This is a genomic window from Flavobacterium sp. J372 (genome assembly GCF_024699965.1).
Classification (GTDB): domain Bacteria; phylum Bacteroidota; class Bacteroidia; order Flavobacteriales; family Flavobacteriaceae; genus Flavobacterium.
Genome location: NZ_JAJOMZ010000004.1, coordinates 1,409,656 through 1,424,971, shown reverse-complemented (window position 1 = coordinate 1,424,971; position 15,316 = coordinate 1,409,656). Strand labels below are relative to the sequence as shown.

The window sequence follows — 15,316 nt, the reverse complement described above, 5'->3', positions numbered from 1 at the left end:
ATAAAAAATAGACGAGACTAAAACCGCTAAAAAAGCGTTTGCATTTTACCAATTGATATTATTGGCTATTTTTACAAAAAATTGCAAGTGCTATGCGCCAACTTATACTTTTTGCTATTGCAGGCCTTTTTATGTGCCTGGCTTCATGCCGCGACGATTTTGAATTTGAACAAAGCCCGGGCGGACTGGAGTTTTCACGCGATACCGTTTATCTTGACACGGTATTTTCAAATATAGGATCAAGCACTTATACGCTGAAAGTATATAACCGCAGCAATAAAGATATTGCCATACCCTCACTACGCCTGAAGAAAGGCCAGGCATCAAACTATAGGCTTATGGTTGACGGGATGCCGGGAAAAGAATTCAACAACGTTGAGCTTCTGGCAAAAGACAGCCTTTTCATATTCATTGAAACAACTGCAAACATAAGTGATGCCAACCCGGATGACTTTTTATACACCGATGAAATTGAATTTCAAAGCACCAGCGGTGTACAGGAAGTGCACTTGGTGACGCTTATTCAGGATGCTTATTTCCTGTACCCGCAGCGTGATACCAGCGGGCCAAAAGTTCTTTATGAAGCTGTACGATGGGACAGTGAAAGCAACCCTGGTGACCCGGAATATCTTCCCGGATTTTATCTTGACGAAAGTGACCCGGTAAATGGTGATGAATATCATTGGAACAATAGCAAGCCTTATGTAATATATGGTTTTGCTACGGTCCCGAATGGAAAAACGCTGGTTGTAGATCCGGGTGCGCGTATACATTTCCATGCGGGGTCAGGGCTAATGGTAAGGCCGGGCGGTAAATTACAGATAAACGGGCAGCCATCTGCGAATGAAGAGACACTTGAGGGCGAAGTAATATTTGAGGGTGACCGGCTTGAGCCGCGCTTTGCCGAAACTGCCGGGCAATGGTTTTCAATATTACTTATGTCGGGTGAAGAAAATACAATTAACCATCTTACATTAAAAAATTCGTCGATAGGAATTTGGGCGAAGGCACCCGAAGGCGATGGTACAACAACACCTAAGCTAAGTATCACCAACTCGCAGATATATAATTCAGGCGTATATGGAATTCTTTCTGTACATTCAGACATTACAGCAAATAATCTTGTGGTAAATAAAGCAGGCCAGGCTTCAGTATCATTATCTCAAGGCGGTACACATAATTTCACACACTGCACCATCGCTAACTATTCTAACGCATACAACCAGGTGCCGCTGGAATTATCTAATTATTTTGATTTTAGGGAAACACGCAGGGTAAGTGATTTTGATGGGAATTTTACTAATTGTATTTTCTGGAGTTCAGGCAATCTCGGTATTAGGCATAATAGAGAAACCTCTGTTGTCACTGAATATAACTTCAAGTTCAATAACAGCCTGATAAAGTTCTATGATTATTCTAATCAATATACAAGCAACCCTTTGTATCAGTTTGAAGACCAATTACAGTATGTAAACACCAAAAGAGCTAAAAGTACATCAACAGGTGAGCCAAGGGCAAACTTTACTGACCCTCAGAAAAATATGCTGACGCTTGAGGCAGATTCCGGTGCAATAGGGATAGGACTAAACGTGACACAGGGAACTGTTGACCTCAACGGAAACGTACGGGATGCCAGCCCGGATGCCGGGGCTTATGAATATCAAAATTAAACTCTTATAATTTTATCATTCTGACAAAATTTTTTATAATTTTACTGGTATAAACCTTTAAACCAAACAATTATGAAGAAAATTTATCTCTATTTAGCTGTGCTTTCACTTTGTTTTGCTTCATGTAAAAAAGAAGTGAAAGTAGAAAATGACACCACAACAACCGATACTACAGCGGTAGCAAATGAGTCTGCCAATGCAGCCAAGCCAATGGACAGCGCCGCCGCAGCACAGGAGTGGATGGCTTATGCCACACCCGGCGAAATGCACAAAATGATGGCAACAGAAACCGGTAAATGGAATTGCGAAATGACATTTTGGGAAAATGAAGGCGCTGAACCCCAAAAATCTACCTGCACTGCCGATGTAAAAATGGCTATGGGAGGGCGCTACCAGGTTGGCGATTATAAAGGCAAAATGATGGGAATGGACTTTGAAGGCAAGAGCACAATGGCTTATAACAACGCGTCAAATGAATTCACCTCAAGCTGGATTGACAATATGGGTACCGGTATGATGGTGATGAAAGGCAAAATGAATGCAGACGGCAAAAGTATGACACTTCATGGTGAAATGACCGACCCTCTTACAAAAGGCGTTTGCAAAACCCGTGAGGTATATACCGTAGTTGATGACAATACCCGCAAAATGGAAATGTTTGACACGAAAGGCAATGCTAAAGAGTATAAAAGTATGGAGCTTGTGATGAAAAGATCATAAAGCATTCTGTAATGATAAATCAAGTCCGGCCACTGCGCCGGATTTTTTTATGCAAAGAAATAAAAATAAATTTGTATTAATTGATATATCAATTATATTTGCATCAAATATTAGCAATGGAGAATTTAAGCAGTATAGTATTCTACACAATTGATAAATCAATAAAAAGCTACAGGCAGTATGCACAAAAGCAGCTAAAAGCGGCTGGTTTTGAACTGACAATAGACCAATGGCTGGTGCTGAAGTCAATAGAGGAAGACAGCGAAGCCAAGCAGCAGGACATCGCAGAAAAAGCATTTAAAGATGTTGCCTCAATAACCAGGATAATAGAGTTGCTGGTACAAAAGGAGTATTTATCGCGTGAATTTCATACTAGTGACAGGCGCAGGTTTAAACTGCTGCTGACAAAAAAGGGAAATGAAACATTGAAGAAGATGCAACCTTATATAAAAAACAACAGGAGTAAAGCTTTAGAAGGGATTAGCCCGGAGGAATTAACCGAGATAAATAAGATACTTTCAAAAATCATAAAAAATGTCACCAAATAATTAATCAGCAAAGTTTCAATCATCAATAAATCATCATCAATCATCAATCAAAAAACGTAACATGAAACAGATTTTTTTACTGGCAATAAAAATTGCCGCCCTCACTCTCTATTTTACAACTTGTAATGCACAGCAGCAACCTCCTTCAAAGCCCATAAGCAAAAAGCAACAGGCAGTAGTCATTAAAGCATTGGTGCAAAAAATGAATGACGGCTACATTTTTCCTGAAGTTGCCATGAATGCAGGTAAGCAGCTTACAGCGCTGCAAAAAAAAGGCAAATATGCCGCTATAACAGATAGCAGGGAATTCGCAAAAGCGCTTACAGACGATCTTCGGGAAATAGTTAAAGACAAGCATCTGGGCGTGCGTTTCCGCCCACCACTCTACACAAATGCGCCAAAGGCCGAAGAAGCTAAAAAGCAGGAAGAAGCATTTATGAAGCATATGAGGCGCATGAACCTTGGTTTTGCCAAAGCTGACTTACTTGAAGGCAATGTTGGTTACCTTAAAGTTGACGGATTTGGCCCTGTTGATAAGGTAGGTGAAACCTGCAGTGGTGCCATGATGTTTTTGTCAAACACTGATGCACTCATTATCGACCTTCGTGATAATCATGGGGGCGAGCCCGACATGGTGCGCTATCTTGCGAGTTACTTTTTTGGTGATGAACCCGTACACCTCAACGACCTTTACTTCAGGAATGGAAATCAGACTACAGAATTTTGGACAATACCTGTACCCGGAAAGAAATACCTTGACAAACCGGTGTATGTGCTTACATCAAGCCATACATTTTCAGGCGGTGAAGAGCTTGCTTATGACCTGCAGACACAGAAAAGGGCAACACTAATTGGCGAAACAACGGGTGGCGGTGCTAACCCCGGTGATGAAGTTGAACTGCCCGAAGGCTTCACAGCTTTCATACCCGGCGGACGCGCAATAAACCCTATTACAAAAACCAACTGGGAAGGTACAGGAGTAAAACCTGATATTGCCGTGCCTGCCGGTAATGCCCTCAAAGAAGCACACCTTTTAGCTTTGAAAGAATTGAGTATAGCTTCAGGTGACGATGAGGCTAAAAACTACTATAGCCGTAATATAGAAGTTGTGCAAAAGAAATAATTGCTGGTTATGAATTTTGTAAAAGAGTCCCGAAATGTTAACACTTCGGGCTTTTTTATTATATTCGCTATAAACTTAAGAGAATGAGGGCAATAAGGAAACGCCATAGAGATACTATGCGTGCTGTTAGATTCTGCAGATCTGCATTAAAGATTACCATTATTTTCGGCGGAATAGCATTTACCGCAATGGCAGCCCGAATTATCGTGCTTGAATATGGTGCAGAAGCCCCTTACCCCCAGCTGGTACGCGATATCATAATCCTTAGCGCAGCAGTTTATGCATTATTCCTTCTAGGTTCAGTTATTACGTTAGCTGTAATTTACTACCTGTTTAAGAAATATAATGTTTCTACCCGTATGTTCAAAATAAAAGATTTAGCAGTACTCCTGGCAGTACAAATCATTTTACTTTTAGCTACAGCTTACGTATCCTATGCAATAACTGCAAAATAATTTTACTACCGCATTCAAAAAAAATCCCCACCTTTTAAGGCAGGGAGTCTTTCATTAATTAAGAGGTTATAATTTCCTCATTTTCTTTATCAAGATAGCCCTGAACAACTTCAATGGCATTTGTCACTACATCGCTTAGGGCAACAATGTAGCTACCCTCTTTAGCATTATCCATAGCATGTTGTAAAGCTTCAGTTTCTTTCGGGATCATTTCATAGGTAGGCTTTCGCCCGCTCTGTGAAAAGCCCTGTAGTATAAGCTCGTTTATATTTGAATCTGTCCTGCCCCGCAGGTGCTTTTCCTGCCGGATAATGATATGGTCAAACATACGGGCTGCTATCATGGCACATTCAGTAATATCCTGGTCGCGCCTGTCTCCTACCCCGGCAATAATGCCTATTTTTTGTGTAGCCTCAACATTGCTCATAAAATCTTCAACCGCAAGATATCCGGCAGGGTTATGAGCAAAGTCAATAAGCACACTAAACTTCCTGAACCTGAATATATTCATACGTCCAGGGGTTTGTGCAGCGCCCGGTATAAATGTTTTAAGCGACTGGCTTATATCTTCGGTCTTAAAACCCCACAAGTAGCTGGCAAGGGTTGCTGCAAGTACATTGGCAATCATAAATTTAGCTTTGCCACCCATGGTTAGCGGTACACGTGATGCTTTCTCGATACGTATTTTCCATTCCCCTTTTTTAATGGTAATATACCCTTCTTCATACACTGCAGCAATACGCCCTTCCCGTGCCTGCTCCTGTATTACAGGGTTACTCTCATCCATACTGAAAAAAGCTACGTTGCAGTCAAGATCGCGTGCAAGGCGTACTGATTCTTTATCGTCGGCATTAAGCACAGCCCAGCCGTCTTTTTTTACAGAGCGCGGCACAACACTCTTCACCTTACGCAAATCATCAAGCGTATGTATGTCATTAAGGCCAAGATGATCTTCCTGGATATTTGTGATAATACCTATGTCGCACCGGCTAAAGCCAAGCCCCGAGCGTAGGATGCCGCCGCGTGCAGTTTCAAGCACGGCAAATTCTACAGTAGGGTCTTTTAATATATATTCTGCAGAAAGCGGGCCAGTTGTATCGCCTTTCTCCATCATGTGGTTCTGCACGTATATACCATCAGATGTTGTGAAACCTACCTGGTAGCCGTTGTTTTTAACTATATGTGCCAACAGCCTTGTTGTAGTGGTTTTACCGTTGGTGCCGGTAACTGCAAAAATCGGGATGCGACTTGGCTTGCCCGGTGGGTAAAGCATATCTATCACCGGTGCCGCTACATTACGTGGCAGCCCTTCAGCAGGCGCAAGGTGCATACGGAAACCCGGAGCTGCATTTACTTCAATGATGACTCCCCCGTTCTCTTTAAGTGGTTGGGTAAGGTTTTCAGCCATAATATCAATTCCGCAGATATCAAGCCCTATTACCCTTGAAATACGTTCGGCAAGGAAGATGTTTTCAGGGTGCATCATATCCGTCACATCAACAGAAGTTCCACCGGTACTTAGGTTGGCAGTTGATTTAAGGTAAACAATCTCACCATCGGCAGGAACAGTATTTAATGTGTATCCTTTCTTTTCAAGTAAGTCCGTGGTATCGCGGTCCACATTTATTTCCGTAAGTACTTTCTCATGACCGTAGCCGCGACGTGGGTCTTGGTTTTCAGTATCTATAAGCTGTTGTATTGTATCGCGTCCGTTGCCTTTAACGTTTGCCGGCACGCGCTGGGCGGCAGCCACAACCTTATTATTAATGACAAGTACCCTGAAATCATAACCGGTAATAAATTTTTCAACAATTACACGACGGCTGTATTTTTTGGCAAACTCCAGCCCTTCAACAGCCTGCTCAAACGTTTTTAGGTTTATAGATGCGCCTTTCCCATGGTTACCGTCAAGCGGTTTTGTCACTATAGGAAAACCTATTTTATCAATAATAGCTTTCAGGCCTTCTTCATCACTGCATATATCTCCTGATGCTACCGGGACAGATGCCGCCTGGAGCATGCGCTTGGTTTCTTCTTTATTGCACGCAATGTCTACAGCTATGTGACTGGTCTGGTTGGTAATAGTAGCCTGAAAACGTACCTGGTTTACGCCATAACCCAGCTGCACAAGTGAATTACTGCCCAGCCTTATCCATGGTATATCGCGAGCCACAGCTTCTTCTACAATGCTTCCTGTACTTGGCCCCAGGCGTACACGCTCTCTAATTTCGCGCATTCTCTGTATATCAGCTTCTATATCATAGTCTGTGCCTGCAATTAGCGCTTCAGCAATGCTTACTGAAGCTTCAGCGGCAAACATCCCTACATTTTCTTCGATATAGCTGAAGACTACGTTGTATACACCCGGTGTTTTTGTTTCCCGTGTACGGCCATAGCCTGTGTCCATTCCTGCCAGGGTTTGTATTTCAAGCGCTATGTGCTCTATAACATGCCCCATCCAGGTACCGTCTTCTATACGCTTAAAAAGCCCTCCGCGCACTCCTTCTGAGCAGCGATGGGTAATAAGAGATGGGATTAAGGCCTCAATCCGCTCGCGGAATCCCGGAATTTTATTGGTGGGGGTTTGTTCAGCTTCTTCAAGGTCTAAGCGCATCTGGATCACTTTCTTGCGGTATACACTCCAGATGTTCGGTCCGCGCAAGGCCTGAATTTTCAGTATTTTCATAAAATCGGTTAGGCTAAAAGGTTAATTGATTTGGTGTTAGGTTCAGTTTTGGTTTAATTTTTGAATATCTTAAAATATATACAATGAAGATATACTTTAATCGTTAGAAAATTACTTAAAAAAATAGTTATCAAACAAGACTCTTTTATTTTTTTAAAGATATTGAACTTAACACAGATTTTGTTACAAATAATTTATTGTAAATTGCATTATTTATCACTTTAACTACCTTTGCGGAATGAATGCACGAGGAAAACTTGTAATTATAGGCGGCGCAGTTGACAAAGGAAGCTTTACCGAAGCTGCATTTGATGCCAACCCGGCCAATAACCTGAACTTTTTTGAAAAAGGAATTTTACGCAGGATAATAAACGAATCTAAACACAACCAGGATTCGAGAATTGAAGTAATCACTACAGCATCTGTAATACCTAAGCAGGTAGGTCCGCAGTACGTTAAGGCTTTTGAATACCTGAAAGCCAATAACGTAGGCCTGCTTAATATAGAGCGCCGCGAGCAAACCAATGACCCTGAAGTGCTTGCAAGGATAAAAGCTGCAGATGTAGTGATGTTTACAGGTGGCGACCAGCTAAGGCTTACATCTATACTTGGCGGTACTAAGCTGCACGATATTATTCTTGATAAGTTCAATAATGAAGATTTTATTTACGCAGGCACATCAGCCGGAGCAGCAGCTGCATCAAATAATATGATTTACCAGGGCAGCAGCCATGAGGCGCTGCTTAAAGGTGAGGTGAAGATAACAAGCGGACTCAGCCTTATACAAAATGTAATTATTGATACCCACTTTGTACAGCGTGGGCGCATAGGCCGCCTTTTCCAGGCTGTGGTAGGCAACCCACGTGTTTTAGGTATAGGCCTTGGAGAAGATACCGGGCTGCTTATCACTAATGATGGGAAAATGGAAGCTATAGGCTCCGGGCTTGTAATACTGGTTGACGGACGCAGCATTGCTGATACCAACCTTACGCAGGTTGAAATGGGCAGGCCAATTTCTATAAATAATCTTACAGTGCATGTAATGAGCATGTATGATATTTATGACCTGAAAACGCATACACTCGAGATACATAACTCACAATATGCAGAAGAACTCATAATACCTGTTGAGGTTGATGACGATGAGCAGCCGGATTCTGCAGATTTGGAGTAGTTTTTAGTCACAGTCACAGTTTCCAGTCGCAGTTTCAATCTCAATATCCAACACCTAAGACCTGATCCCTAAATGAAAATCATCATACACGGCGGCTTTTTCGGCGAATCGCATACTGACCCTGTGACAAAAAAGAAGAAGCAGGATGCGCTTATTGCAATTGTAAAAGAGTCTTACGAATACCTTAAGACACATACCGCATTAGAGGCTGTAATGCATGCCGTGACACAACTTGAAGATGACCCGTTGTTTAATGCAGGGATAGGTTCACAGATACAAAGCGACGGTAAAATACGCATGAGCGCCAGTATCATGGATGGTAAAACCCAGAAAATGAGCGGCGTGATAAATATTGAGGAAACCAAAAACCCTATACAGGTAGCCTTCAAACTTCTGCCGTTTGAAGACCGTATTCTGGGCGGTGAGGGTGCAACCAATTTTGCCCGTATGAATGGTTTTGAGGCATTTTCAACTGAAATACCACAACGCCGTAAAGAGCATGAAGCAAAATTGGCAAGTCATGGCTTAGGCACTGTGGGCTGTGTAGCTGTTGATAAAGACGGTAATATTGCAGCCGGTACATCAACAGGCGGAAAAGGCTTTGAGATACCCGGACGCATTAGTGATTCAGCCACTGTTGCAGGTAATTATGCTAATGCATTTTGCGGTGTGAGCTGCACAGGCGTTGGCGAAGACATTGTGAGCAACGCCACCGCTGCCAAGATAGTAACCCGCGTTACCGATGGCATGCCTATAAAAGATGCTGTTGAAAAAACTTTTACAGAGCTTAAGGCGATTGAAGGTTTTGCAGGAGTGATCGCCATTGATAAAGACGGCAATTTCTATCATAAAGACTCACACGTGTGCATGGTGTATGCGAAGTTTGACGGGAATGATCTGGAGGTATTTGGATAATTTATTAGGCTTAAAAATCAACCTATTGATAAAAAAAGCGGCGCTGGTAAATACAGTGCCGCTTTTTTTATTTCGCTAGATTCATAATTAATTCGTTTTCATTGCAAGTTCCTGCATTTCTGCATTAAACTTTAATACCTGCGATGCGGTAAGTACATTATCTGTCTTTATAAATTTCATGCAAAGGTTGTACTCCTGCTCGCTCATATTCCCTTTTTTAAATTCATCTTTGGCAATTTTCCGGAATTGTTTCTTTTGTTCAGGTGTGGCGCGGTGCATAAAAACAGCGGCACTGCAAACATTTTTTTGTCCCGTAAGGGCACGTATCCTGTCAAATGATGGATAACCGTTTTCCTGTATTATTTTCATGAGCGCCTCAGCGTTCCGATAATTTACAGTATAAACAAACTGACCGGCATTTTGTGGCGGCTCAGTCACACCCAGATATTCGTTAACGCTTATTTCGGGTACAGGATTATCGTTGAAAACATTCTTGTAAAAACCTATTATAGAGCCTGTGGCATAGCTTTGCATAGCAGCATCATCCAGGTAGTGCATCAGCTTAAGTTTTTTAAGCATTTCGGTTTCAGATTCGGTCTGCGCATATGTGCTGAATCCCAGCATCAAAAGCAGTAATGGTAGCATCTTTTTCATGGTCGAGTGTATTTTTATGTAAAGATACCACCGCCGTCATCTTTATGCCAGATGATTAACTATGCGTTATCATAAAGTAGTTATAATACTATGTAAAGCATTTCTAAAAAGCCGGCAATACAGGAGTTTTCGCCTAAAATTTATTACGCGCAGAAAGATAATCCTGAAGCATTATGGTTGCAGAAATCTCATCAATAAGCCCTTTGTTCTGTCGCTGCTTTTTGCCAAGGCCGCTGCTTATCATCGTTTGAAATGCCATCTTGCTGGTAAAGCGCTCATCAACCCTGGCAACGGGCATATCAGGAAACACCTCAGTAAACCTTCGTACAAATGCTTCAATAACAGCAGTACTTTCAGAGGGTTCACCGCTCATCTGTTTTGGCTCGCCTATCAAAATGCGCTCAACCTTTTCCTTGGCAAAATAATCTTTGAGAAAATCAATCGCGGTCTCAGACGGTATAGTGGTTAGTCCCGATGCAATAATCTGCATTTCATCAGTCACAGCTATACCCGTGCGTTTTTGTCCGTAGTCTATTGCGAGGATGCGAGGCATTTTGTTTCAGGTTTAAAGCTTCAAGTTTAAAGTTGGCGTAAATCAAACATTATGAACAGTTGGATGAACTTGAAACCTGAAACAATTTAAGTAAAAAATCGGGTATAAAAAAATCTCCCTTAAGGAGATTGCCGGTGTAATAAAAAAAATGGCAAGCGATCTACATCGCACCGCTACAACCACATACCTTTGCTGTGTTCCCACCCTGGAGGAGTTTGCAGGAGCTGGTCGTGTAGGACTTGCCGCTGCAAATATACAATCTTTTTGTATTTTCGCAAAGGTTTATGCCAATATCAATTAATTGTAAATTGCCTTTTTTAACCAAATAAAAATGAAAAAATATAATGTGCTGGCAGCCATGTTTTTGGCAATGGCAGCAGTGTCGTGTGGTGATGATACCAAAAAAGAAAATGCGTTTTCTATAGATACTACCAACCTTAAGCAGCAATACAACGCTACCGAAAAAGCAGAACTCTCAATCGCAAATCCGGCAAATAAAGAAATAGACTCTGTGGTATATCTTGTAAACGGCAAACGTGCGGGCAGTGTGAAAGGGAATGCAAAATTTACGCTTGATTTTGCCGGGCGAAAACTGGGCTACCAGGATATACAGGCGCAGGTATACAGTGGCGGGCACGGCACAAATACGGATTTACGAGTGGAGCTGATGAGCAGCATTGACCCTAAAGTTTTAAGCTACGATATTGTAAATACATATCCTCACGATATGACAGCTTATACGCAGGGACTCGAGTTTTACCGCGATACGCTGATTGAAAGTACCGGTAGCGGTGCAGGCCGTTCAGGTAAACGGGCTGTATCTGATATACGGAAGGTGAACCCAAAAACCGGAGAAGTGTATAAGAAAACACCGCTAGACCCTGAGAACTTTGGTGAGGGCGCTACAGTTCTAAATGGCAAAATTTACCAGCTTACCTACCAACGCAATGAAGGCTATGTGTATGATGCCAACACGCTAAAGAAACTAAAGACTGTACCATATTACAAAGCCATGGAAGGCTGGGGCCTTACCAATGATGGTAAAAACCTGTATATGACTGACGGTTCTGAGAAGATTTATACAATTGACCCCGAGACCTTTAAGCAGATTGACTATGTAAATGTATATACCCGCGGCTCAAAGATTGGGGCTGTAAATGAGCTGGAATGGGTTGACGGTAAGATATACGGCAATATTTATCAAAAAGATGCCATTGCAATTATTAACCCAAAAACCGGCGAGGTTGAGAGCGTACTTGACCTAAGTGCACTGAAAGCTAAAGTAAACCAGCATATTGACCTTGATGTGCTTAACGGCATTGCCTACAACCCTAAAACCAAAACCTTTTTTGTAACCGGAAAGAACTGGGACAAGATGTTTGAGATAAGGATAAAGGGGTAAGTTGTGGAGTTGGTGAGTTGAGTTGACCAAATTAATATTAAAACAAAAGCCGCTATTTCAGCGGCTTTTTCACATCCAAAAACAACACCTATTATTTATGCATTAACACAGTATCAATTACGTGTATAACTCCGTTCGACTGGTTTACATCCGCGATTGTAACTGTTGCCATGCCGCCTTTTTCGTCTTTAATCACTACATTTTTACCTTCCATCATCAACCATAGTTTACCGCCCTGTACGGTTTTTACTTCTGCTTTGCCGTTACCTGCTTTGATTGCCCTGGCCACATCAGCAGCGCTCCATTTGCCGGCAACAACGTGATATTTAAGCACATCCTGAAGCATCTTTTTGTTTTCAGGCTTCAGCAGTGTATCTACGGTACCTTTTGGCAGCTTGTTGAAAGCTGCATTCGTTGGTGCAAATACTGTGAATGGCCCCGCGCCCTGAAGCGTTTCTACAAGCCCTGCCGCCTTAACAGCTGCAACAAGCGTAGTGTGGTCTTTAGAGTTTACAGCATTTTCTACAATGTTTTTGTCAGGGTACATTTCGGCGCCGCCTACCATTTTAGTTTTTTGAGCGAATGATGCCGTGCCAACAAACATTGAAAAAGCCAATATGGCAACCGATAAAATTTTTGAAGTTTTCATAAAGATTGTTTTATTAAAGTTTATAAAGGCAATTACGCCAAGACCTCAATCATGGTTTTTTTAACAAGAGAATTTTTAGAAAAGTTTAACTTTGGGATGTTGAACCATGACGACAGCCTGCGGTATTTACCATGATTCCGTTTGTGTTGGGGATAATCTCGGTGGGGTATTATTATGTGGGAGGGATTGCGGGAAGAATAAAAACAGGTAAGAGAAATGGATAGATTTTGTTTGTTATTACTCGCGGTTCTTTTTTTTTAAATGCAAAAATGCAGAATATGACAATAATTCAAGCACCGCTTTTCAAAAACATAGTGTAGCTAAATGCACTGACCTTATAAAAATAAATAAGTCAGAATTCGAATCGGGCTATATTGTGGGTGATACTGCCGTATCTGACAAAAACTGGCGTAAAACCGGAAACACGTTGAAAGTGCCGAATGAAAGATATGTGTTTGAAGATGACACTACCGAAACAGGGTATGTAATGTATTATCCTTTAGGACGGTTACATAAAAACTTGTATATAGTGTTGCAACAGGACTATAACCAAAATCAGTATTATGTAATTAATCCTAAATCGGGAACAATATATGATATGCCGGGCAAGCCTCACCAATATGGCAACTATATACTTGTCATCGAAGATGAGCATACTGACAGCCCAGTTTATATAGAGCTTTGGGAAATTAAGCGTAAGTCAATAACGAAAGTGAAAAGCAGAAGTCTTGCCGAATGCGGACTTTTTACAATTATGCGCAGTTACTTCAAAGATAAGTACTCTTATATTGAACACGTCGGCGAAAACGGAAATGAATATTTTAAACTGAAGCTGACGGACTAACATTAATGAAAAGATATTTTCACGGCATTTTCACCCACCCAACAAAAAATTGCGCCATCTCAGAAAATTTCTTATTTTGCAGTAAGAAAAATATGAAATTATGGCTGACATTAAAAGATTGTTCGATTTCCCTTACCACGAACACGATAAATATAAACTTGATGATGCGCTGGTTACCAAGTATGGCGACAAATGGGTAAAGACCTCAACTGCGGAATACATAAGCAAAGCTAATGCCTTCTCCCGGGGGCTGTTGCGCCTGGGTGTACAGAAAGGTGATAAAATTGCTGTGATATCATCAGCCAACCGCACTGAGTGGAACATTATTGACATAGGCATTCTTCAAACCGGGGCACAAAACGTACCGGTATACCCTACCATCAGTGATGAAGACACCGAATATATACTAAACCACAGTGAAAGTACCTACTGCTTTGTGAGCGACCAGGGGCTTTATGACAAGGTGTCGGCACTTAAAAGCAATATCCCGATGCTGAAGGAAATTTATTCTTTCGATACCATCCCGGGCTGTAAAAATTGGACGGAAGTACTTGAACTTGGCGCTGACGACAGCAACCTTGAAGAGGTAGACCGTATTAAGGCTTCGATAACTGAAGATGACCTTGCCACCGTGATATATACGTCGGGTACCACAGGCAGGCCAAAAGGCGTAATGCTTTCACACAAAAACATTGTTAGCGATGTACTCATGAGCGCCGACCGCGTTCCGTTTGAGGCAGGTAAAAACAAAGCTTTGAGCTTCCTTCCTGTTTGCCATATTTATGAAAGGATGATTTTGTACCTCTACCAGTATTATGGCGTGTCCATTTACTTTGCAGAGTCGATTGAAAAAGTAAGCGATAATATCAAAGAGGTTCAGCCGCATGTAATTACAGCTGTGCCGCGCCTTCTTGAAAAAGTATATGACAAAATCATTGCAAAAGGCAGCGACCTTGAGGGCATCAAAAAGAAACTATTCTTTTGGGCGGTTGAAGTCGGCCTTGAATATGAGCCTTATGGCAAAAACGGCGCCTGGTACGGCTTTAAGCTTTGGCTGGCGCGCAAGCTCATCTTCAGCAAATGGAAAGCGGGCCTTGGCGGTAATTTAGGGCTTATGGTAAGCGGTTCTGCAGCTATACAGCCACGCCTTGCACGGGTTTTTGCCGCAGCGGAAATTCCGGTTATGGAAGGTTACGGCTTGACGGAAACTTCTCCTGTTATTGCTGTGAACGATGAGCGTAACGGCGGTTTCAGGATTGGCACAGTGGGCCGTCCACTAAAAGGTGTTGAAGTGAAAATTGCCGAAGATGGCGAGATACTTTGCAAAGGCCCTAACGTAATGATGGGTTACCTGAAAGATGAGGAGAAGACCAACGAAGTTATTAAGGATGGCTACTTTCATACCGGTGATATCGGGGTTATTGACAGTGATGGTTTCCTGAAAATTACCGACAGGAAGAAGGAGATGTTCAAGACTTCGGGCGGTAAATATATTGCGCCGCAGCTTATTGAAAATGCCATGAAGCAGTCACGCTTTATTGAACAGATTATGGTTATTGGCGATGGCGAGAAAATGCCGGCAGCCTTTATACAGCCTGATTTTGAATTTGTTAAGCAATGGGCCTCACGTAAAGGCCTCAGCCTGAGTGATAACAAGCAGGTAGCTGATAGCAAGGAAGTAAAAGAACGCATTCAGCAGGAAGTTGATGAGATAAACAAAAAATTTGGTAACTACGAGCAGATCAAGAAGTTTGAAATCACTCCTGACATCTGGAGCGTTGACGGCGGTGAAATGACCCCTACTCTTAAACTGAAACGTAAGGCTGTAAAAGAAAAATACCAGGAATTGTACGATAGGATTTATAAAAGTTGATTTGATGATTTTGGTAATTCGTTAATTTAACAAAGCGACCCAGTTTAAAC

Annotated in this window: 14 protein-coding genes and 1 other RNA gene; 10 read left to right on the top strand and 5 right to left on the bottom strand. The window is 42.0% G+C overall.

Translation table 11 applies throughout. From position 1 onward, the window contains the following. Positions 1-92: 92 nt before the first annotated feature. From LRS05_RS07120 to LRS05_RS07100, 5 genes are all read left to right on the top strand, one after another. Positions 93-1,670, top strand: a complete 1,578-nt coding sequence (locus tag LRS05_RS07120; RefSeq protein WP_257867673.1) for a hypothetical protein — start codon at positions 93-95, stop codon at positions 1,668-1,670. Positions 1,671-1,742: 72 nt separating this feature from the next. Further along, positions 1,743-2,390: a DUF1579 domain-containing protein gene (locus LRS05_RS07115; RefSeq protein WP_257867672.1), complete on the top strand. Its 648-nt coding sequence runs from the start codon at positions 1,743-1,745 to the stop codon at positions 2,388-2,390. A gap of 116 nt (positions 2,391-2,506) precedes the next feature. Next, the gene (locus tag LRS05_RS07110) at positions 2,507-2,938 is read left to right on the top strand and encodes a MarR family winged helix-turn-helix transcriptional regulator (RefSeq protein WP_257867671.1); all 432 of its coding nucleotides are present in this window, start codon (positions 2,507-2,509) and stop codon (positions 2,936-2,938) included. Positions 2,939-2,999: 61 nt separating this feature from the next. Then, positions 3,000-4,061: a S41 family peptidase gene (locus tag LRS05_RS07105; RefSeq protein WP_257867670.1), complete on the top strand. Its 1,062-nt coding sequence runs from the start codon at positions 3,000-3,002 to the stop codon at positions 4,059-4,061. A gap of 83 nt (positions 4,062-4,144) precedes the next feature. Continuing rightward, positions 4,145-4,516 (top strand): hypothetical protein, encoded by a 372-nt coding sequence (locus LRS05_RS07100; RefSeq protein WP_257867669.1) that lies wholly within the window; start codon positions 4,145-4,147, stop codon positions 4,514-4,516. 58 nt (positions 4,517-4,574) lie between these two features. Here the strand turns inward: LRS05_RS07100 and cphA are convergent, their stop codons facing one another. Further along, on the bottom strand, positions 4,575-7,202 hold the full coding sequence (gene cphA, locus LRS05_RS07095) for a cyanophycin synthetase (protein WP_257867668.1): 2,628 nt from the start codon (positions 7,200-7,202) through the stop codon (positions 4,575-4,577). Between the two features lie 238 nt (positions 7,203-7,440). Here cphA and LRS05_RS07090 point away from each other — a divergent pair, with 238 nt between their 5' ends. Together LRS05_RS07090 and LRS05_RS07085 are read left to right on the top strand one after the other, a co-directional pair. Beyond that, on the top strand, positions 7,441-8,376 hold the full coding sequence (locus LRS05_RS07090; protein ID WP_257867667.1) for a cyanophycinase: 936 nt from the start codon (positions 7,441-7,443) through the stop codon (positions 8,374-8,376). A 72-nt stretch (positions 8,377-8,448) separates the two neighbouring features. Beyond that, positions 8,449-9,291, top strand: coding sequence for an isoaspartyl peptidase/L-asparaginase (locus tag LRS05_RS07085; protein WP_257867666.1), 843 nt, complete (start codon positions 8,449-8,451; stop codon positions 9,289-9,291). Positions 9,292-9,378: 87 nt separating this feature from the next. Here the strand turns inward: LRS05_RS07085 and LRS05_RS07080 are convergent, their stop codons facing one another. The 3 genes from LRS05_RS07080 to ffs all read right to left on the bottom strand — a co-directional run bounded on the left by LRS05_RS07080 (position 9,379) and on the right by ffs (position 10,743). Further along, positions 9,379-9,945: a hypothetical protein gene (locus LRS05_RS07080; RefSeq protein WP_257867665.1), complete on the bottom strand. Its 567-nt coding sequence runs from the start codon at positions 9,943-9,945 to the stop codon at positions 9,379-9,381. Positions 9,946-10,078: 133 nt separating this feature from the next. Next, entirely contained in the window at positions 10,079-10,498 is a 420-nt protein-coding gene (ruvX, locus tag LRS05_RS07075; RefSeq protein WP_257867664.1) for a Holliday junction resolvase RuvX, read from the bottom strand. Positions 10,499-10,644: 146 nt separating this feature from the next. Continuing rightward, positions 10,645-10,743, bottom strand: an RNA gene (gene ffs / locus LRS05_RS07070) — signal recognition particle sRNA small type. An 86-nt stretch (positions 10,744-10,829) separates the two neighbouring features. Between ffs and LRS05_RS07065 the strand changes: the two genes are divergently transcribed. Continuing rightward, positions 10,830-11,900 carry a glutaminyl-peptide cyclotransferase gene (locus tag LRS05_RS07065; protein ID WP_257867663.1) on the top strand — a complete coding sequence of 357 codons (1,071 nt, stop codon included), beginning with the start codon at positions 10,830-10,832 and terminating at the stop codon, positions 11,898-11,900. Positions 11,901-11,991: 91 nt separating this feature from the next. On the opposite strand, the gene LRS05_RS07060 is transcribed toward LRS05_RS07065, so the two are convergent. Continuing rightward, positions 11,992-12,549, bottom strand: coding sequence for a fasciclin domain-containing protein (locus LRS05_RS07060; RefSeq protein ID WP_257867662.1), 558 nt, complete (start codon positions 12,547-12,549; stop codon positions 11,992-11,994). A 376-nt stretch (positions 12,550-12,925) separates the two neighbouring features. On the opposite strand from LRS05_RS07060, the gene LRS05_RS07055 reads away from it, so the two are divergent. Continuing rightward, on the top strand, positions 12,926-13,393 hold the full coding sequence (locus LRS05_RS07055) for a hypothetical protein (RefSeq protein ID WP_257867661.1): 468 nt from the start codon (positions 12,926-12,928) through the stop codon (positions 13,391-13,393). 100 nt (positions 13,394-13,493) lie between these two features. Continuing rightward, positions 13,494-15,266 (top strand): long-chain fatty acid--CoA ligase, encoded by a 1,773-nt coding sequence (locus tag LRS05_RS07050; RefSeq protein ID WP_257867660.1) that lies wholly within the window; start codon positions 13,494-13,496, stop codon positions 15,264-15,266. The last annotated feature ends 50 nt before the right edge of the window (positions 15,267-15,316 follow it).